Genomic DNA, 20,201 nt, shown 5'->3' on the forward strand with positions numbered 1-20,201 from the left:
GAGATGCCATGGATTCTATTGAGAATCATTCCAACAAAAAACGAATATAAAGTTATTTCGTTATGCGTTTTTCGAATTTGAAACCATCCCGCATCCACCCTTACTTAGGAACAACCGTCATGCCATCGTCCTCTCCTCCTTTTTTAACAGCGATTTTTTTACCCGGCTGTCACGGCAGGCCGTCTCATAGTTCGTACATTTCCTTCTCGCCGGCCATCACCTGCTCGATCAGCTTGCGGTTCATGGTCGGCGTCAGCAGTTCAATGAAGGTGTACACATAGCTGCGCAGATAGGCGCCTTTCTTCAGCGCGATGCGCGAGACGTTGGTGCCGAACAGATGGCCGACCGCAATCGCGCGCAGCGCGCTGTCGCGCTCGGCGTCAAACGCCATGCCGGCGATGATGCCGACCCCCATGCCCAGCTCGACGTAGGTCTTGATGACGTCGGCGTCGATTGCTTCCAGCAGGATGTCCGGCTTCAGTTCGCGCAACGAAAATGCGTGGTCCAGCTTGCTGCGTCCGGCAAACGCGCTGTCGTAGGTAATTAGCGGATAACCGGCAATCTCTTCCAGCGTCAATGCCTTTGACTTCAGCAGCGGGTGCTCGGGCGGCACCACGACCACGTGCTCCCACTGGTACGAGGGCAAGGTAATCAGGCCCTCGATGGCGGCGATCGACTCGGTCGCAATTCCGAGGTCAGCCTGACCGCTATGCACCATGTCGGCCACTTGGCGCGGACTGCCCTGCAGCAACGACAAGCGCACCTTCGGGAATTTCAGGGCGAACGCCTGCACCACTTTCGGCAACGCATAGCGCGCCTGGGTGTGCGTGGTGGCAATCGTGAAGCTGCCGCTGTCATGCGCCGCGAATTCCTCGCCGATCCGCTTCAGGCTGTCAATTTCCTGCAGCACCAGTTCCACCGACTGCAGAACCGCCCGCCCCGGCTCGGTCAGCCCGCGAATCCGCTTGCCGTGGCGCAGGAAAATGTCCACGCCCAGTTCTTCCTCCAGCTCGATGATGGCTTTCGACACCCCAGGTTGCGACGTGAACAGCGCCTTGGCGGCCTCGGTCAGGTTGAAATTCTGGCGCACGGCTTCGCGTACGAAGCGCAACTGATGAAGATTCATTGCAGTCCCTGAATGACGATAGCGAACGCGTACTTGCGATTCAGCTATGCGAAATGCACATATAAGCAAATAAATACTATGTACTTTGGAATAAAGGGGGAGTTTATTACGATTTCCCTACTTTGTAAGGGGCAATATGACTCTTTCTTTCGTCGCATGCGGATTTACGGTTGGCCTGCTGGTCGGGCTGACCGGCGTCGGCGGCGGGTCGCTGATGACGCCGCTGTTGACGCTGCTGTTCGGCATTTCGCCTTCCGCTGCGGTCGGCACCGATCTGGCCTTCGCATCGATCACCAAGGTTTCCGGCACCTTCGTGCATCGCTTCTCCGGCACCGTCAACTGGCAAATCGTCCGCCGCCTGTCGCTCGGCGCGCTGCCCGCAGCCGTGCTGGCCGCTCTGGGACTGAACCACTTTGGTGCGCTGACGCCGGAAATCAGCCGCTTCATCCGCTATTCGATCGCGGTATCGGTCTCGCTGACGGTGATCGCGCTGCTGTTCAAGGGGCGCATGCTGAACTGGCTGGACGCCCATCCGGAAAGACACCTGCAAGGCCGGCGGCTGGCGCTGCTCACCGTCCTGACCGGCGCCTTGCTGGGCGCGCTGGTGACGATTTCGTCGATTGGCGCCGGCGCCATCGGCGCCACCTTGCTGGTACTGCTCTACCCGCGCCTGTCGGCGGCGGAAATCGTCGGCACCGACATCGCCTATGCGGTGCCGCTGACCGCGGTTGCCGCGCTCGGCCACTGGTGGCTCGGTTCGATCGACTGGCAGTTGTTGGCGACGCTACTACTGGGTTCGATCCCCGGCATTACCCTCGGTTCGCTGGCGGCGCGCTCGATTCCCGAAAAATTCCTGCGCGGCCTGCTGGCGACCATGCTGACCGGGGTCGCCATCAAGCTGGCTTACTGATTCGATCCGATTCGAGGCACCCATGCATCATGACAGCCAATATTTGCAACTAGACCACCTGGTTGCCGCGACCAAGGCCACGCTGGCGCGCATCGCATCCGATTTTTCGCCTGCAGCGCTGGCTTCGAGCCTGGCGGCGGAAGACATGGTGCTGACCGACCTGATCTTGCGCGAGGCTCTGCCGATCAGCATTTTCACACTCGATACCGGACGCTTGCATGCCGAAACCCTGGACATGCTGGCGCGCGTCAAGGATATCTACGGTTACCAGATCACTGCCTGGAAACCGGCAGCGGCAGCAGTGCGGGACTATGTGGCGCGGCACGGCGAAAACGCCTTCTACGACAGCGTCGAGCTACGCCACGAGTGCTGCCGCATCCGCAAGGTGGAACCGTTGCAGCGCGCGCTGGCTGGCCGGCGCGCATGGCTCACCGGCCAGCGCCGCAGCCAGTCAGTGACGCGCAGCACGCTGGCGATCGAGGAGCATGACGCCGCCCACGGCATGGCGAAGTTCAACCCGCTGGCCGATTGGTCGGAACAGAACGTCTGGGATTACATCCATGCCCACCATGTGCCCTACAACCCGTTGCACGATCAGGGCTACCGCTCGATCGGCTGCGCCCCCTGCACGCGCCCGGTAGCCCCCGGCGAAGACCTGCGCGCCGGCCGCTGGTGGTGGGAAACGCCGGAATCGAAAGAATGCGGCTTGCACGTGGTGGACGGCAAGCTGGTCCGAATCAAGCAAGCGACCGAGCCGGACCCGGCCGGTCATCACCCGAAGCCGAGAACCGTATGAATACCGTCGTCGAACGAATATTTGAAGAGCCGGCCAGCGACATACAGCTGCTGAATGACCGCCACTTGCAATGGCTGGAATCGGAAGCGATCCACATCCTGCGCGAAGTCGCGGCCGAATGCAGCAAGCCGGCGCTGCTGTTTTCGGGCGGCAAGGACTCGGTGGTCTTGCTGCGGCTGGCTGAAAAGGCGTTTCGCCCAGGCCGCTTCCCGTTTCCGCTGGTGCACATCGACACCGGCCACAACTTCGACGAAGTGATCGCCTTCCGCGACCGCCGCGTGGCCGAACTGGGCGAACAATTGATCGTCGGCTCGGTCGAGGAGTCGATCCGGCGCGGCAGCGTGCGCCTGCGCCAGCCGCAAACCGATTCGCGCAATGCGGCGCAAGCGGTGACGCTGCTGGAAACCATCGCCGAACACCAGTTTGACGCCTGCATTGGCGGCGCCCGCCGCGACGAGGAAAAGGCGCGCGCCAAGGAGCGGATTTTTTCCTTCCGCGACGAATTCGGCCAATGGAACCCGAAGGCGCAGCGGCCTGAACTCTGGGACTTGTACAACACCCACGTGCATCCGGGCGAAAACATGCGGGTATTTCCGATCTCGAACTGGACCGAGCTGGACATCTGGCAATACATCGGACGTGAAAAACTGGCGCTGCCGTCGATCTATTTCGCCCATCGGCGCCAGGTGATCCCACGGCGCGGCATGCTGGTGCCGGTAACGTGCCTGACGCCGGCGCGCGACGGCGAGACGGTGGAAACGCGAACGGTGCGTTTCCGCACGGTCGGCGACATTTCCTGCACCTGCCCGGTCGCCTCCGAGGCCGCCACGGTGGAGGCCATCATCGCCGAAACCGCGCAGACGCAAATCACCGAGCGCGGCGCCACCCGCGCCGACGACCAGACCTCCGAAGCATCGATGGAAAAACGCAAGAAGGAAGGGTATTTCTGATGGCCGCCGCCATGTTGAAAACGCAGACAGAACAGGTCGGTCCGGCCGCCGGCGAAAACAGCTCAGGCTTGCTGCGCTTCATCACCGCCGGTTCGGTCGACGACGGCAAGAGCACGCTGATCGGCCGCCTGCTGTATGACAGCAAAGGCATCTTCGCCGATCAACTGGATGCTATCGGGCGTTCCAGGCACAAGCGCACGGTTGGCGACACGATCGACCTGTCGCTGTTGACCGACGGCCTGGAAGCCGAACGCGAACAAGGCATCACGATCGACGTCGCCTATCGCTATTTCGCCACGCCGAAACGCAAGTTCATCATCGCCGACACGCCCGGCCACGAGCAGTACACGCGTAACATGGTGACCGGCGCCTCCACCGCCGACGCCGTCGTAATCCTGATCGACGTCTCGAAAGTCAAGCTGGGGGCGGATGGCAGCGTCGAACTGCTGACCCAGACCAAGCGCCACTCGACCATCGCCCAGTTGCTGAAAATCGCGCACGTGGTGGTGGCCGTCAACAAGATGGATCTGGTCGATTACGATCAAAGCGTGTATGCGCGCATCGTCGCCGCCTACCAGGAGTTCGCGCGCCAGCTCGGCCTGGACGATGTGCGGACAATTCCGCTGTCGGCGCTGGCCGGCGACAACGTGGTGGAAGCCAGCAGCCGGATGCCGTGGTACCAGGGCCCGACTCTGATCGAGCTGCTGGAATCGCTGGCCGTCGGCGATGCGCTGGATCGGGCGCCGCTGCGCTTCCCGGTGCAACTGGTGGCGCGCCACAACGGCCACGAAAGCACCGGCTTTCGCGGCTACATGGGGCGCATCGAAGCCGGCACCGTGCGCCCGGGCGACCGCCTGCTGACCCAGCCCGGCGGCCAAGCCGCCACGGTACGCGAAATCCGCACGCTGGAAGGTACGCTCGGCTCGGCCCGCGCCGGCCAGTCGGTCACGCTGCTGCTGGCCGAGGAGCTGGACATTTCGCGCGGCGACATGCTGGCTTCGGCCGAACAGCCGCCGGCGCTGCTGAAAACCGTCGACGCCGACCTCTGCTGGCTGTCCGAGGAACCGCTCGATCTGCGCCGCAAATACTGGCTGAAGCACACCACGCAGCAAGTCGCGGCGCAGGTCACCGCAATCGAATCGCTGCTGGATATCAATACTCAGCAGCGGCGCCCGGCCAGCGAGCTGCGGCTGAACGACATCGCCCGCGTGTCGATCCGGCTGCAGCAGGCGATTGCCGCCGACGCCTACCAGCAGATTCGCGCCACCGGCGCCTTCATCCTGATCGACCAGGCCAGCCACCAGACCGTCGCCGCCGGCATGATCCGGCTGCCCTGAATCGGTCCCACCGCCACAGGAATCCGCATGCTTCATCTGCCAGCCGCCCGCCATCCGCCCGCTCCCGGCAAGGTCTACCTGATCGGCGCCGGTCCCGGCGCCGCCGACCTGATTACCGTACGTGGCGCGCGCCTGCTGGCGCAGGCCGAGGTCGTGCTGCACGACGCCCTGGTCAGCGAGGAAATGCTGGAGCTATGCCCGCAAGCGAAAAAAATCGCGGTCGGCAAACGCTGCGGCCAGCGCTCCACCGCGCAGGCTTTCATCAACAAGCAACTGGTCGATTACGCCAGGAAACACGCGCTGGTGGTGCGCCTGAAAGGCGGCGACCCGATGCTGTTCGGCCGCGCCGAGGAAGAATTGCGGGCGCTGGAAGCGGCCGGCATCGAAGTCGAAGTGGTGCCTGGCATTACCGCAGCCCTGGCCGCCGCCGCCGCCACCGGCCAGCCGCTGACGCAACGCGGTGTGGCTCGCAGCGTCGCCTTTTTCACATCGAGCGCCGCGCCCGATCAGCCGCCGGAAACCCGGCTGCCCGACTGCGACACGCTGGTGCAATACATGGGCGGTCGGGAAGCGGCGGCCAGCGCGCGCGCGCTGCTGGCCGCCGGCCATGCCGCCGATACGCCGGTGGTACTGGTGGAAAACTGCAGCCGGCCCGAGCAGCGCGTGCTGCGAATGCGCTTGCGCGAACTGGAACGCAGTCAATTGCAATGGCAAGGGCCGGTGCTAATGATGATCGGCGCGGCGCTGGCGACGCGCGTTACCGCACTTGGTGACGATGGATGCATCGCAAGCAAGGCGGCATGACGCGCCGGCCGCGCAGTCCGCAGTTCCGGACAGCCTCTCGACTCATCCATATACTGCCACAATAGCAAGCCAAATACGGGCATATAACCTGCCCTTTTACACGATACTCCTGAATCCGAATTCGACAACTGGCCTACCGGCGGCCGAGCGCGCCGATGCAGTATTGCGCGATGGCCGCCAGCACCGCCGGATCTTCGCCCGCCGCCGGCACCGCGCGCAGCGCCAGTTGCGGGTGATCGCCTTGCACTTGCGCAATCAGGGCCGGCAAATCGCGCCGCACATGGCCGCCCTGGCCGAGGAACAACGGCACCACCGTGATCTCGCTGCAGCCATCCTGCACCAGCTCCCCGACCGCCGTGGCGAGGTCGGGGGTCATCAGTTCCAGGAACGCCAGCCGCACCGGTGTCGCTGCCCGTTGCGCCTGCACCATCTGCCGCACCGCCTCGAATGGCGTGCGCCACGCGGGATCGCGCGCGCCGTGCGCGAACAGGATCAATCCGCTTTGGACCGGTTCCATCAATGCCGCTCGACCCACCACAGGGCCATGATCGCCATCAACAAGAACAGCAAGCCGGGTACCGCCGCGGTCGCCAGCGGCGGCCAGGTGTTGAGCAAACCGAGGTGGGAAAACAGGTTGTTGACCAGTTGAAAGCTGACGCCGATCATGATGCCGGTAAAGATCTTCAGGCTGACGCCGCCGGCGCGGAAGTGCAGATAGGCAAACGGCAGCGCCAGCGCCAGCATCACGAATACCGCAAACGGATACACCACCTTCTTCCAGAAGGCGATTTGATAGCGTTCGTTGCGCTGGTTGTTTTCCGCCAGATGGCGCGAATACGCGGCCAGATCCCAGGCCGACATGCGATCCGGATCGGCAAACAGCACAGACAGGATATCCGGCGTCACTTCCGAAACCAGTTGCCGGCTGGCGCTGCGGGTGGTCGTCACCGACGTGACCGGTTGCCCCGGAGCCGCGCTGACGAAGCGCGTTTCCGCCACGTCCGACAGCAACCAGACATTCTCGCCCTCGTATTCGGCGCTTTTGGCGGAGATGATCGCGGCGAGATGAAAGTCGCTATCGAATTCGTACGATTTCAAGTCCTGCAACTGGCCATCCGGGCGAATCGACCGCGCGTTAAAAAAGCGCGAACCGATCACCGCGCCGCTGACGCCGTGCTCGCGGATCAGATCCTTGGTCCACAAGCCGGAACGGAATTCCTGCGATACCGGTAATCCTTCCGCCTGCAGTTTCAGCCGCTCGGCCAGCCCGCTCACCGCCGGTGAAATCAATTCGCCGAACAGTACCGTGATCAATACGAACAGGATGCCGATCTTGAACAGGATCCAGCCCGCCATCCGGGTCGACATGCTGGACACGCGCATGATGGTGAATTCGGAGCTGGCCGCCATCTGCGCCAGTACATAGATGGTGCCGATCAGGACCGCGATCGGCATCAGTTCGTAGACATAGCCGGGCAGGCCCATCAGCACATAGAGGAAGGCGTGCTGCAAGCGGTAGCCGCCGCGCCCGACCGACTGCAGCTCGCCGATCAGATCGAAGAAGGCGAAGATCGCCAGGAACGCCACCAGCACGAACAGCACCGAGCGCAGGATTTCGGTCGCAAAATATCGTTCCAGGATTTTCATACGGGCTGCTCGCTGCGTTTCGCCTGCATGGCGCGCTTGACGGCCGACCACAGCCGCAAGGGATGAAAGCGGCTGTTCACCGCCAGACGCCACCAGAACAATGCGGCGACGATCAGCAGGGCCAGCAGGTGCAGCGGCCACCATGCCAGCGCAAACGACAGCCGCTGCTGCGCAACCGACGCCTGCAAGACGCTGACCATGTTGCTGTAGGTGACGAACAGCAGCAGCGCGATCAGCAAATTGGCGGAGCGGCCGGCGCGCGGATTGACGAAACCGAGCGGAATCGCCAGCAGCATCAGCGACAAGGCCATCAGCGGCAATGCCAGACGCCATAGCAGCTCGCCGCGGTTCAAGCCATTCGGATTCCTGAGCAGATCCGCGGTCGTCAGCGAACGCGCCGACTGGTCGCCAACCAGCTTGCCGCCGTGCGGCGTCACCAGCACGCCGTAGCGCTCGAATTCCATGATCTTGAAATCCGGCTGGGCAGCAACACCATCGTAGCGCCGGCCCTTGTCCAGAACCACGAACTTGTCGCCCCTGGCGTCGATTTCGATCCGCCCTTCCTTTGCCACCACGATGCTGGTGCGGCCGTTCTCGACGGTATTGACGAAGACGTTCTTGACCCTGCTCGCATCGTCCGACAAGGCCTCGACAAAAAAGATGCGGTCGGCGGCCCCGGATTCCTGGAATTTCCCCGGAGAGATGCGGGCAATGTCCTCGCGCTTTTCAAAGCGCTCCTTGAATTCGGCGCTTTGCCGATTGGCCCACGGCGTCAGCGCAAAGCTAAGCACCGCAGTCATTGCCAGCAGCGGCAAGCCGAAACGCAACACCGGACCGACCCAGTGCAGCAGGCTCAGGCCGGAAGCGGACCACACCACCATTTCCGAGTCCTGGTAACTGCGGGTGACCACCAGCAGCACCGAAATGAAGCCGGTCAGGATCAGGAGGATCGGCAAATAGTTGAGCGCCTGCAAGCCGATCAGCGCCAGCACGTCCTGCGACGCCACCTGTCCCCCGGCCGCTTGGCCCAGGATCTTGATCAGCATCACGGTGATGGTAATGGTAAAAAGCGTCGTAAATACCGCGCCGGCGGCGCTAAGCAGTTCGCGGCGGAGGGCACGCTGGAAAATCATCGGGAGATTATAATTGCAGGTCGACAAGGAGCAAGCAATGGACTTTAGCATAAAGGGCTATGACCCTAAGGGATTCGATGCGAAAACCGCAATCGGCGCACTGCGCACCGGTTGCATCGCGATCGGCGTGTTTGAAAACAAGACGATGCCGGCGATCACGCAAGCGTTCGGCCAGAACAGCGCGATCAGCGCCGCGCTGAAATCGGGCGATTTGTCCGGCAAACCCGGCTCCACGCTGCTGCTGCGCAATATTGAAGGCATCGCCGCCGAGCGCGTACTGCTGCTTGGCCTGGGCAGCGCCGATGCCCTCGTCGAAAAGAATTTCTCGAGCGCGGTGAGCGCCGCCCTGCGGGTCTTTTCCACGCTCGGCGCCAACGACGCCATCCTGGCGCTACCATTCGATACCGTCGTCGATCGCGACCTCGGCTGGGCCGTGAACCAGGTGATCCTGGCGGCGCGCGAACAGGCATATCGTTTCGATGTGATGAAGAGCAAACCGGAAGCGGTCGCGCCCGGCCTCAAGAAGCTCGCCCTACTAGTCGCCTCGGCCACCGCCGGCACGGCCAGAAGCGCCCTGCTGCAAGCGGAGGCGATTGCCGACGGGATCGAACTGACCAAGAACCTCGGCAATCTACCGGGCAATGTCTGCACCCCCACTTATCTTGCCAACACCGCCAAGAAACTCGCCAGGGAATTCAAGCTCGGCGTCGAAGTGCTGGACCGCAAGCAGATGCAGGCGCTGAAGATGGGCAGCCTGCTGTCGGTCACCCACGGCAGCGAAGAACCGCCCAAGTTCATCGTCCTCAAATATATGGGCGGCAAGGCAAAAGATGCGCCGACGGTACTGGTCGGCAAGGGGATCACCTTCGATTCCGGCGGCATTTCGCTGAAACCCGGCGCCAACATGGACGAGATGAAGTACGACATGTGCGGCGCGGCCTCGGTGCTCGGCACCCTGCGCGCGGTGGCCGAAATGAAGCTGAAGCTGAATGTGATCGGCGTCATCCCCAGCAGCGAAAACCTGCCTTCCGGGCGCGCCACCAAGCCGGGCGATATCGTCACCTCGATGTCGGGCCAGACCATCGAGATCCTGAACACCGATGCCGAAGGGCGTTTGGTACTGTGCGATGCGCTGACCTATGTCGAGCGCTTCAAGCCGGCCGTGGTGATCGACCTGGCGACCCTGACCGGTGCCTGCATCACCGCGCTCGGGCACCATAATTCCGGCCTGTTCACGCGCCACGATCAAAAGCACGACCAACTGGCGGAAGAACTGCTCGCCGCCGGCCGCGCCAGCGGCGACACCGCCTGGCGCATGCCGATCGAAGACTCGTACCAGGAACAGTTGAAATCGAATTTCGCCGACATGGCCAACATCGGCGGCCCACCGGCCGGCAGCATCACGGCGGCCTGCTTCCTCGAGCGCTACACGCGCAAATACACCTGGGCACATCTGGACATTGCCGGTACCGCCTGGAAAAGCGGTGCCGCCAAGGGCGCCACCGGACGCCCGGTGGCGCTGCTGACGCGGTTCCTGATCAACCGCGCCGCCTCGACCACACAATAGCACCCAACCCGGCGGGCAACGTTGCTCGCCGGCCCGACTCGCCGCACCGGTCCGCTCCCTCGGCAGCAGACGCCAATTCAGTCCCCGGCCTCGCCGCCCCGCTGCATCTCCCTCTTATCGTGGAACAACACCACGAATCCGCAGTCCCACTCAGGGTGTGACAGCAGATGCCGCACCAATCGATTCGATCGCCAGGCGCACTGCATACGGCGGTGAACGCAAACGCATCGTCCCGCTTACCATCGGTTTTTTTATCTGGGCCATTCCCGCTTCGAGGAATAGGAAGGCAGATGAAATTGAAATCCGTCAACAAGACCTTGCGGGCCAATTTCCCGCCGCTCGGCTTTGCCTTGCGCAAGCCGGGGACTTCACACAACGCATGGAACGATGAGCCGCCATTGCGGGCAGAACTGTTCAGTACGCGCCAGATGGAACAGCACGGCAAGACGCTGGCGCGCTCGCACCAATTGAGTCAGGCTCACGCGGAAAATCAGTTGCTGCGCCGCCTGGCGGAAAACGAGCGGATCCTCAGCCAGTCCTGCACACTATTGATCGAAGCCATCAGCCAGGGACGCCAGATCACCCCAGCCTCCGAATGGCTGCTGGACAACTTCTACCTGATCGAAGAGCAGATCCGCACCGCCAAGCGCCATTTACCGAAAAACTACAACCGCGAACTGCCGTGCCTGCAACGCGGGCCGTCAGCCGGCTTGCCGCGCGTCTATGACATCGCGCTGGAAGTCATCGCCCATGGCGACGCCCGGCTTGACCAGGAGGGGTTGAGCCGTTTCGTTGCCGCCTACCAGCAGGAGACTTCGCTCAAGCTGGGTGAACTGTGGGCGATTCCGATCATGCTGCGGTTGGCGCTGATCGAAAACCTGCGGCGCGTGGCGGTGCGGGTAGCGATCAGCCGGGTCAATCGCAATCTGGCCGACACCTGGTCGGATCAAATGACGGAAACCGCGGAAAAAGACCCCAGCAACCTGATCGTGGTGATTGCCGACATGGCGCGCTCGGAGCCGCCGATGCAGGCATCATTCGTGGCAGAACTGGCACGCCGCCTGCAGGGGCAAGGGCCGGCGCTGGCGCTGCCACTGACCTGGATCGAGCAGCGCCTGGCGCAGTCCGGCACCACCATCGAGCAGATGGTGTTGAGCGAAATCCAGCAACAGGCGGCCGACCAGGTTTCGATTTCCAACAGCATTGGCAGCCTGCGCTTTCTGGGTAGCATGAATTGGCGCAAATTCGTCGAGGCCATGAGCCTGGTCGAACGGATTCTCGAAACCGATCCGTCCGGAACCTACCATCTGATGGACTTTGCCACCCGCGACCTGTATCGGCATTGCGTCGAAAGAATTGCGCGCTATTCGACCTGGTCGGAGTCGGAAGTGGCGCAACAGGCAATCGCCCTGAGCGCCGCCAGCGCGACGCTCCACGGCCGCAGTAACCGCTGCAGTCACGTCGGATTTTTCCTGGTCGACGCCGGCCTGCGACAACTCGAACAAGCGGCCAAGATGCGGCCACCGCGCATCGAAGCCTGGCGCCGGCTGGCACGCCGCACGCCGTTCCCGATCTATCTGGCCAGCATCTCGCTACTGACCATCGGCCTGTGCGCGGCGCTCACCATCAAGGCTTACCAGGACGGCGTGCATGGCGTATTGCTGGCGGTAACGGCCCTGCTGTGCCTGATTGCCGGCAGCCACCTGACGATTGCCTTATTGAACTGGATGGCCACCATTCTGGCGACGCCCAGGTCGCTGCCGAGGATGAATTTTGCCAAGGGAATTCCGGCGCATGCACGCACCTTGGTAGCGGTACCGACCATGCTCAGTGCCAGCCAGGACATCGAGGAGCTGTGCGAGGCGCTGGAAGTACGCTTTCTGGCAAATCGCAGCCCTCATCTGCATTTCTGCCTGTTGACCGATTTTACCGACGCCCCCGCGGCTGACATGCCTGGCGATGCCGAATTGCTGCAGCAGGCGCAGCAGCACATTATCGAACTGAACCAGAAGTACCCAAGCCCGGATCCTGGCGGTGATATTTTTTCCCTGTTTCACCGTCCGCGCCGCTGGAACCCGGTCGAGCGAATCTGGATGGGCTACGAGCGCAAGCGCGGCAAGCTGGGCGAGCTGAACGCCTGGCTGCGCGGCGGCGCGCGCGACTGCTTCTCGCTGATCGTCGGCAATACCGGCATCCTGTCCGAGGTGCGCTACGTCATCACGCTCGATACCGACACCCAGTTGCCGCGCGACGCCGCCTGGAAATTCGTTGCCGCCATCGCCCACCCGCTGAACCGCGCCCGGTACGACGCCGACAAGCGGCGCGTGGTGGAAGGCTATGGCGTGCTGCAGCCGCGCGTGGCGGCCAGCCTGGCCGGCAGCGGCGCGTCGCTGTATGCCCAGTTGTGGGGCGGCGAACCCGGCATCGACCCTTACACCCGGGCGGTATCGGATGTGTACCAGGACTTGTTTCGGGAAGGATCTTTCATCGGCAAGGGCATCTATGAGGTCGACTCCTTCGAACAGACACTGGAATGCCTGCCGGAAAATCGCATCCTGAGCCATGACCTGCTGGAAGGCTGTTACGCCCGCGCCGGCGTGCTGAGCGATGTCGAGCTGTATGAAAAATATCCGAACAGCTACCGCGCAGACATGCGGCGACGCCACCGCTGGGTGCGCGGCGACTGGCAGGTGGCAGGCTGGCTGTTGCCGCGCATACCGCAGCAGGGCGGCGGGCGTCGCAAGAACCCCCTGTCGGCCTTGTCGCGCTGGAAAATTCTCGACAACCTGCGCCGCAGCGTGGTGCCCGTGGCACTGGTGCTGCTGTTACTGCTGGGCTGGAGCGAACTGGCCGCGCCCTGGTTCTGGACCTGGGCCGTGATCGGCATCCTGCTGATTCCGTCCTTGTGCGCATCGCTGTATGACCTGCTGCAAAAGCCCAACGACGTATTGTGGCGGCCGCATGTCGTCAACGCGCTATATGCCGCCGGGCGCCATTTCGGGCAGGCGCTGTTCACGCTGATCTGCCTGCCGTATGAAGCGTTTTCCAACCTGGACGCCGTCTTGCGTACCCACTGGCGCATGCTGGTGACGCGGCGCCGACTGCTGGAATGGAATCCATACTGCGACGCCGGGCCGGAGCGTGCCGGCATCCTCGATAGCTACCGTGACATGTGGATTGCGCCGTTGCTGGCGCTGGCGGCCGCACTGTGGCTGGCGGCATGGCGTCGGCCGGCACTGGACGCGGCCTCGCTGATCCTGCTGTTATGGCTGCTGGCGCCAGCCGTCGCCTGGGCCATCAGCCGGCCGCAGGCGCGCGTGGAAGTTGAACTGGGCCGCGAGCAGCGCATCTTCCTGCGCCGGCTGGGGCGCCGAATCTGGGCCTTCTTTGAAACCTACGTCGGAGCGGAAGACAATTGGCTGCCGCCCGACAACATCCAGCAGCAGCCGGTGGCCGTCATCGCCCATCGCACCTCACCCACCAACATCGGCATGGCGCTGCTGGCGAACCTGACCGCGCACGATTTCGGCTATATCGGGACCGGCCAACTGCTCGAGCGCACCCGCAACACTTTCGTCACGATGCAGAAACTGGAGCAGCATCAGGGTCATTTCTACAACTGGTACGACACCCGAACGCTGCAGCCACTGCATCCGATGTACGTCTCCACGGTGGACAGCGGCAACCTGGCCGGGCATCTGCTGACGCTGGCACCGGGTCTGCTCGAATTGATGAACCGCAACATCTTCGAGCCGCCGGTGTTCGCCGGCTTGCTGGATACGCTGCATATCGTGATCGACGCCGCCGGGACAGCCGGCGGCGCCAGGCTGGCACCAATCGCCGCCGAATTGAGGTCCATGGCGCACGCCCCGACGCTGACCCTGCACGAGGCGGTGGATTTGCTGGGGCGGGTCGGCACCGCGGTCGAACTGTTCCGGATAGACCTGGCGCCGGACGCCGGCCAGGACGAGTTGGCCTGGTGGCTGGCGGCGCTGCAGCGACAGTACACGGCATTGCAGGAGGAGCTGGAATTTCTGGCGCCGTGGGCCTTGCCGCCGGCCGCCGCCGACTGGTGGCAGCAGCGGCCCGAGCTGGATCGCATACCGAGCCTGAGCGAGCTGGCGCAACTGGATGGCGACTTGCCGGCGCGGCCCGCGCAGGCATTCGCATCCATGCAGGAAGCCGGAATTGCAGTCGCCGAAACCGTGGAAGCCGAGGCACTGCAATCCCTGCTTGCGATCGCCAGCCAGCACGCGCGCGAGCGCATTGCCGCCATCGAGCAACTGGCACGGCAGGCCACCGCCATGGCCTGGATGGAGTACGAATTCCTGTACGACCGCGGCAACCACCTGCTGGCGATCGGCTACAACGTCAGCGAACGCCGGCGCGACAACAGCTTCTACGATCTGCTCGCGTCCGAAGCGCGCCTGGCCAGCTTCGTCGCCATCGCCCAGGGCCAGTTGCCGCAGGAAGGCTGGTTCGCGCTCGGCCGCCAACTGACCACGGTGGGCGGCGCGCCGCTGCTGCTGTCGTGGAGCGGCTCGATGTTCGAATACCTGATGCCGCTGCTGGTGATGCCGACCTTTGAGCGCACCCTGCTGGATCAAACCTATCGTGCGGCGGTCGCGCGCCAGATCGAATACGGCCAGCAGCGCGGCGTGCCGTGGGGTATCTCGGAATCTGGCTACAACGCGTTCGACGCCAGCCTCAACTACCAGTATCGCGCCTTCGGCGTGCCGGGCATGGGCTTGAAGCGCGGCCTCGCGGACGACCTGGTGATCGCCCCCTACGCCTCGACGCTGGCACTGATGGTGGCGCCGGAAGAGGCGTGCGCCAACCTGCAGCGGTTGGCGGCCGAGGGCTTCCTGTCGCGCTTCGGCTTTTACGAAGCGATCGACTATAGCTCGGCGCGCCTGCCGCGCGGCAAGCCGTATGCGCTGATCCAGTCGTGGATGGCGCACCATCAAGGCATGAGCCTGTTGGCGCTTGGCTACCTGCTGCTGGATCGCCCGATGCAGCGACGCTTTGCATCGGACCCGCGGTTTCAGGCCACGGCCCTGTTATTACACGAAAAAATCCCGAAAACCGCCGCTTTCTACTCCAACACCACCGAATTGGCGATCATCCGCACCGCCACCTCCAGCAACATGGAGGTTCCGGTGCGGGTGCTGAATACTCCCAACACGCCGCTGCCGGAAGTGCAATTGCTGTCGAATGGGCGCTATCACGTGATGGTGACCAACGCCGGCGGCGGCGCCAGCCGCTGGAAGGAGCTGGCCGTCAGCCGTTGGCACCAGGACAGCACACGCGACGAGTGGGGCACCTTCTGCTATGTGCGCGATGTCGCCGGCAGCGCCTTCTGGTCCACCGCCTATCAGCCGACGCTGACGCAGCCGGAAAGCTATGAAGTGATTTTCTCCGAGGGGCGGGCCGAGTTCCGGCGGCGCGACCACGATTTCGACACGCACACCGAAATCGTGGTGTCGCCGGAAGACGATATCGAGTTGCGCCGCAGCCGCATCACCAATCGCGCGCGCGCCCGGCGCACGGTCGAAATCACCAGTTACGCCGAAGTCGTGCTGGCGCCGGCCGCCGCCGACGCCGCCCACCCCGCCTTCAGCAACCTGTTCGTCCAGACCGAAATCCTGGACCGCCAGCGCGCCATCCTGTGCACCCGGCGGCCGCGCTCGGAAGGCGAACGGCCGCCCTGGCTGCTGCATCTGATGGCGGTGCACGGCGCCGAGGTTGGCGAGATTTCGTATGAAACCGACCGCATGCAGTTCATCGGCCGCAACCGTACCACCCAGGCGCCGCAGGCGCTGCTCGCCGCGGGTGCCTTGTCCGGCCACCAGGGTTCGGTGCTCGATCCGATCGTCGCCATCCGCTACCGGATCACGCTCGAACCCGAGCAGACCGCGATTGTCGACATCGTCACGGGCGCCGCCGAGACGCGCGAACAATGCCTGGCGCTGATCGGCAAATACCAGGACCGACGCCTGGCCGATCGCGTATTCGAACTGGCCTGGACCCATAGCCAGGTGGTGCTGCGCCAGTTGAACGCAACCGAAGCCGACGCCCAACTATATAACCGGCTGGCGAGCAGCGTGATCTATCCGAATGCTTCGCTGCGGGCCGACGCCAGCATCCTGCTGCGCAACCGGCGCGGCCAGTCGGGCCTGTGGAGCTACGCGATTTCCGGCGATTTTCCGATCGTGCTGTGCCAGATCCGCGATCCGGCCAACATCGAGATCGTGCGCCAACTGGTGCAGGCGCACGCCTACTGGCGCCTGAAGGGGCTGGCGGTCGACCTGGTCATCTGGAACGAAGACCACGCCGGCTACCGGCAACTGCTGCAGGAACAGATCATGGGCTTGATTGCCGCCGGCATCGAAGCACATGTAGTGGATCGTCCGGGCGGGATTTTCGTGCGTCCCGGCGACCAGATTTCAACCGAAGACCGGGTACTGCTGCAGACCGTGGCGCGCGCGATCATCTCCGATGACAGCGGCAATCTGGCCGAACAGGTGAATCGCCACCCCAGAGCCGAAGTGCGGATACCGCGCCTGAAGCTGCAGCCTGCTCGTACCGCGGCGCCGGCAGCGCCGAAGCCGGCATCGGCTGCGGCCGCGCCCGGCCTGCTCCTGTCCAACGGCATCGGCGGATTCAGCGCGGACGGCCGCGAGTACGTGATCACGCTTGCCGCCGGCCAGAGTACGCCCGCCCCCTGGGTCAACGTACTGGCCAACGAAAATTTTGGCAGCGTCATTTCGGATCACGGCAGTGCCTATACCTGGAGCGAGAACGCGCACGAATTCCGCCTCACGCCGTGGCACAACGACCCGGTATCGGACACTTGCGGCGAAGCGTTTTACCTGCGTGACGAAGAAAGCGCGCGCTTCTGGTCACCTACCCCGGGGCCGGTCCCCGGAACTGGGCCGTATGTCACGCGACACGGCTTCGGCTACAGCGTATTCGAGCATGAAGAAGGCGGCATCCATTCGGAACTATGGGTGTATATCGCGCTCGACGCCGGAGTCAAATTCTCGGTACTGAAGGTACGCAACGAATCGGGCCGCACCCGGCAACTGTCGGCCACCGGTTACGTCGAATGGGTGCTGGGCGATTTGCGCGCCAAGTCCAACATGTACATTACGACCGAGGCCGATCCGAATACCGGCGCGCTGTTTGCGCACAACGAATACAACACCGAATTCGTCGGCCGAATCGCATTCTTTGATGTCGACGACATGACCCGCTCCTTCACCGGCGACCGCGGCGAATTCATCGGCCGCAACGGCTCCCTGCAGCACCCGGCGGCGATGGAGCGGCTGCGCCTGTCAGGCAAGGTCGGCGCCGGCTTTGATCCGTGCGCGGCAATCCAGGTGCCGTTCGAACTGGCCGATGGCCAGCAGCGCGAAATCGTGTTCAAGCTGGGAGTAGCCGGCCGCCGCAGTTCCGATGCCAGCGGCCTGATCCGCCGCTTCCGCGGCTCGGTGGCGGCGCATGAAACCCTGGAAGCGGTGCATCAATACTGGCGCCACACGCTGGGGGCGGTGCGGATCGACACCCCCGACCCGGCCCTCAACGTGCTGGCCAACGGCTGGCTGATGTACCAGACCATCGCCTGCCGGCTATGGGCGCGCAGCGGCTATTACCAGTCCGGCGGTGCCTTCGGCTTCCGCGACCAATTGCAGGATGCGATGGCGGTGGTGCATACAAGGCCGGAGCTGCTGCGTGCGCAATTGCTGCTGTGCGCCGCCCATCAGTTTGTCGACGGCGACGTGCAGCACTGGTGGCACCCGCCATCCGACCGCGGCGTGCGCACCAAGTGTTCGGATGATTATCTGTGGCTGCCGCTGGCCGCTTGCCGCTATGTGTTCACCACCGGCGATTCCGGTGTGCTGGAAGAGCAGGCGCCCTTCCTCGAAGGCCGACCGGTGAATCCGGATGAAGATTCGTACTACGACCTGCCCGGCCATTCTGGCAAAAGCGGCAGTCTCTACCTGCACTGCATGCGCGCGATCGAGCACGGCCTGCGTTTCGGCGTCCACGGCTTGCCGCTGATCGGCTCCTGCGACTGGAATGACGGCATGGACAAGGTCGGCGAACATGGCAGGGGCGAAAGCGTATGGCTGGCGTTCTTCCTGTATGAAGTGTTGCAACAGTTCGGCCGGCTGGCGCGCCTGCGCGAGGACACGGCTTTTGCCGAGCATTGCGCCGGCGAGGCCGCCAAGCTGCGGCAAAACGTGCGCAGCCATGCCTGGGATGGCGGGTGGTACCGCCGCGCCTACTTTGACGACGGCACCCCGCTCGGCTCGGCTGCCGGCGAGGAATGCCAGATCGATTCGATCTCGCAAAGCTGGTCGGTGCTGTCCGGCGCCGGCGATCCGGAGCGTTCGCAAATGGCGATGGATGCAGTGAACCAGCGCCTGGTGCGGCGCGACTACCAGTTGATACAACTGCTCGATCCGCCGTTCGACAAATCGGACCTGAACCCGGGCTATATTCGCGGCTATGTGCCCGGCGTGCGCGAAAACGGCGGCCAGTATACCCACGCGGCGATCTGGACGGCGATGGCATTCGCCCAACTGGGAGACCGCGAGCGCACCTGGGAATTGCTGCAGATGATCAATCCGATCCACCATGGCGATTCGCCCGCAGCGATTGCCCGCTACAAGGCGGAACCCTACGTGGTGGCGGCCGACGTCTACGCGGTGGCGCCGCATACCGGGCGCGGTGGCTGGACCTGGTACACCGGGTCGTCGGGCTGGATGTACCGGCTGATCCTGGAGTCGCTGCTGGGTGTGCGGCTAAACGTCGACCGCCTGACCTTTACGCCCTGCCTGCCGCCGCACTGGAGCGGCTTCGCGCTCGATTACCGCTATCGCCAGACGCCGTACCGAATCACCGTGGTGCAAGACAGCGGCGGCGCCGTCCGCATCAGCGTCGATGGCGCGGTGCAAGACGGCGGCGCCTTGCTGCTGGTCGACGACGGCCAGCCGCATGCGGTCGAGGTTCGACTGCCGTCCGAAGATCCGCTCGCTTCCGGTTTCACGCCGCAGAGCCGGCCCGCGCCTTGAGCCTTCCACTGGCGAGCGCCGTCCCGAACAGGACGATCAGGCAGCCGCCGATCATCGTCATGGTGATTTTCTCGCCAAGAAAGACTGCGCCCCAAACCAGCCCGAAAACTGGAATCAGGAAAGTGACGGAGGCGGCATAGGTGGCGCCGGCGCGCTCGATCAGCCGGAAGTAGAGGATGTAGGCAAACCCGGTGCAGACGATGCCGAGCGCCGCCACACAAGCCCAGGTCGAGGATGCGATAGCCTGCTGCGGCCAATCCAGCAAAGCCAGCGGCAGCAGGATGAGCGAGGCAAAGAACTGGCTACCAAAGGCGACCACGAACGGCTGTATTCCGGCCAGGTGGCGCTTTGAATAGTTGACTGCAAATCCGTAAAACGACGCCGCCAGCAGCGCGGCAACAATCGCCATGGGTACGCCCGCGCTGCCGGCGTCGAGCGTGTCCCACACCAGGGTCACGACCCCAACCAGGCCGATGAAGAGGCCGGCAATTTGCTGACGGCCCATGGATACCTGGAACCCCGCTGCGCCGATCAGCGCCGCCCACAGCGGTGTCGTCGCATTCAGGATGGAGTCGAAACCGGCATCGACGTACAACGTTGAATAGGCCAGCAGACAAAACGGGATTGCCGAATTGGTGACGCCGACCACCAGCAACGGCCAGGCCGCGGCGCGGAACTGGCTGCGCGCGATGGCGGTCCGCAGAACGGGAGCCAGGACGATGGCGGCGATGCCGACGCGCACGGCAATCAACGCGATCGGCCCGAATTCCGGCACCGCAACCCGCATAAATAGAAACGATGCGCCCCAAATCGCGGCCAGCAAGACAAGTTCGACAGGGTTCATGGTGAAA

The 20,201-nt window shown here is 63.7% G+C and carries 12 protein-coding genes; 7 read left to right on the forward strand and 5 right to left on the reverse strand.

Annotated features, from left to right (window positions below; all coding sequences use genetic code 11):
• Positions 1-184 precede the first annotated feature (184 nt).
• Positions 185-1,126, reverse strand: a complete 942-nt coding sequence (locus ACK2VC_RS03410) for a CysB family HTH-type transcriptional regulator (protein ID WP_486732191.1) — start codon at positions 1,124-1,126, stop codon at positions 185-187.
• A gap of 136 nt (positions 1,127-1,262) precedes the next feature.
• On the opposite strand from ACK2VC_RS03410, the gene ACK2VC_RS03415 reads away from it, so the two are divergent.
• From ACK2VC_RS03415 to cobA, 5 genes are read left to right on the forward strand one after another with little or no spacing between them, the layout of a single operon-like run.
• A complete protein-coding gene (locus ACK2VC_RS03415; RefSeq protein WP_486732192.1) occupies positions 1,263-2,036 on the forward strand; it encodes a sulfite exporter TauE/SafE family protein in 774 nt (257 codons plus the stop codon).
• 22 nt (positions 2,037-2,058) lie between these two features.
• Positions 2,059-2,832: a phosphoadenylyl-sulfate reductase gene (locus ACK2VC_RS03420; RefSeq protein ID WP_486732193.1), complete on the forward strand. Its 774-nt coding sequence runs from the start codon at positions 2,059-2,061 to the stop codon at positions 2,830-2,832.
• Positions 2,829-3,782, forward strand: coding sequence for a sulfate adenylyltransferase subunit CysD (gene cysD, locus ACK2VC_RS03425; protein ID WP_486732194.1), 954 nt, complete (start codon positions 2,829-2,831; stop codon positions 3,780-3,782). The genes ACK2VC_RS03420 and cysD overlap by 4 nt, the downstream gene beginning before the upstream one ends.
• A gap of 11 nt (positions 3,783-3,793) precedes the next feature.
• Positions 3,794-5,119 (forward strand): sulfate adenylyltransferase subunit 1, encoded by a 1,326-nt coding sequence (locus ACK2VC_RS03430; protein ID WP_486733160.1) that lies wholly within the window; start codon positions 3,794-3,796, stop codon positions 5,117-5,119.
• Positions 5,120-5,146: 27 nt separating this feature from the next.
• Positions 5,147-5,923 (forward strand): uroporphyrinogen-III C-methyltransferase, encoded by a 777-nt coding sequence (cobA, locus tag ACK2VC_RS03435; protein ID WP_486732195.1) that lies wholly within the window; start codon positions 5,147-5,149, stop codon positions 5,921-5,923.
• A gap of 133 nt (positions 5,924-6,056) precedes the next feature.
• On the opposite strand, the gene ACK2VC_RS03440 is transcribed toward cobA, so the two are convergent.
• From ACK2VC_RS03440 to lptF, 3 genes are read right to left on the reverse strand one after another with little or no spacing between them, the layout of a single operon-like run.
• Entirely contained in the window at positions 6,057-6,440 is a 384-nt protein-coding gene (locus ACK2VC_RS03440; protein ID WP_486732196.1) for a sirohydrochlorin chelatase, read from the reverse strand.
• Positions 6,440-7,570 (reverse strand): LPS export ABC transporter permease LptG, encoded by a 1,131-nt coding sequence (lptG, locus tag ACK2VC_RS03445; RefSeq protein ID WP_486732197.1) that lies wholly within the window; start codon positions 7,568-7,570, stop codon positions 6,440-6,442. Before lptG ends, ACK2VC_RS03440 begins: the two co-directional genes overlap by 1 nt.
• On the reverse strand, positions 7,567-8,703 hold the full coding sequence (gene lptF / locus ACK2VC_RS03450) for an LPS export ABC transporter permease LptF (protein WP_486732198.1): 1,137 nt from the start codon (positions 8,701-8,703) through the stop codon (positions 7,567-7,569). The genes lptG and lptF overlap by 4 nt, the downstream gene beginning before the upstream one ends.
• A 37-nt stretch (positions 8,704-8,740) precedes the next feature.
• Between lptF and ACK2VC_RS03455 the strand changes: the two genes are divergently transcribed.
• Positions 8,741-10,270, forward strand: coding sequence for a leucyl aminopeptidase (locus tag ACK2VC_RS03455; protein ID WP_486732199.1), 1,530 nt, complete (start codon positions 8,741-8,743; stop codon positions 10,268-10,270).
• Between the two features lie 290 nt (positions 10,271-10,560).
• Positions 10,561-19,350 (forward strand): glycoside hydrolase family 94 protein, encoded by an 8,790-nt coding sequence (locus ACK2VC_RS03460; RefSeq protein ID WP_486732200.1) that lies wholly within the window; start codon positions 10,561-10,563, stop codon positions 19,348-19,350.
• Here the strand turns inward: ACK2VC_RS03460 and ACK2VC_RS03465 are convergent.
• Positions 19,322-20,194, reverse strand: coding sequence for a DMT family transporter (locus ACK2VC_RS03465; RefSeq protein ID WP_486733161.1), 873 nt, complete (start codon positions 20,192-20,194; stop codon positions 19,322-19,324). The two genes, ACK2VC_RS03460 and ACK2VC_RS03465, sit on opposite strands and share 29 nt — an antisense overlap.
• Positions 20,195-20,201 lie beyond the last annotated feature (7 nt).

This window comes from Herbaspirillum sp. WTB6, from assembly GCF_057457785.1.

Coding starts and splice junctions, on each gene's coding strand:
- ACK2VC_RS03440 (WP_486732196.1), bottom strand. CDS start 6,440: ATGGAACCGGTCCAAAGCGGATTGATCCTGTTCGCGCACGGCGCGCGC.
- cysD (WP_486732194.1), top strand. CDS start 2,829: ATGAATACCGTCGTCGAACGAATATTTGAAGAGCCGGCCAGCGACATA.
- lptF (WP_486732198.1), bottom strand. CDS start 8,703: ATGATTTTCCAGCGTGCCCTCCGCCGCGAACTGCTTAGCGCCGCCGGC.
- ACK2VC_RS03460 (WP_486732200.1), top strand. CDS start 10,561: ATGAAATTGAAATCCGTCAACAAGACCTTGCGGGCCAATTTCCCGCCG.
- cobA (WP_486732195.1), top strand. CDS start 5,147: ATGCTTCATCTGCCAGCCGCCCGCCATCCGCCCGCTCCCGGCAAGGTC.
- ACK2VC_RS03455 (WP_486732199.1), top strand. CDS start 8,741: ATGGACTTTAGCATAAAGGGCTATGACCCTAAGGGATTCGATGCGAAA.
- ACK2VC_RS03420 (WP_486732193.1), top strand. CDS start 2,059: ATGCATCATGACAGCCAATATTTGCAACTAGACCACCTGGTTGCCGCG.
- ACK2VC_RS03410 (WP_486732191.1), bottom strand. CDS start 1,126: ATGAATCTTCATCAGTTGCGCTTCGTACGCGAAGCCGTGCGCCAGAAT.
- ACK2VC_RS03415 (WP_486732192.1), top strand. CDS start 1,263: ATGACTCTTTCTTTCGTCGCATGCGGATTTACGGTTGGCCTGCTGGTC.
- lptG (WP_486732197.1), bottom strand. CDS start 7,570: ATGAAAATCCTGGAACGATATTTTGCGACCGAAATCCTGCGCTCGGTG.
- ACK2VC_RS03465 (WP_486733161.1), bottom strand. CDS start 20,194: ATGAACCCTGTCGAACTTGTCTTGCTGGCCGCGATTTGGGGCGCATCG.
- ACK2VC_RS03430 (WP_486733160.1), top strand. CDS start 3,794: ATGTTGAAAACGCAGACAGAACAGGTCGGTCCGGCCGCCGGCGAAAAC.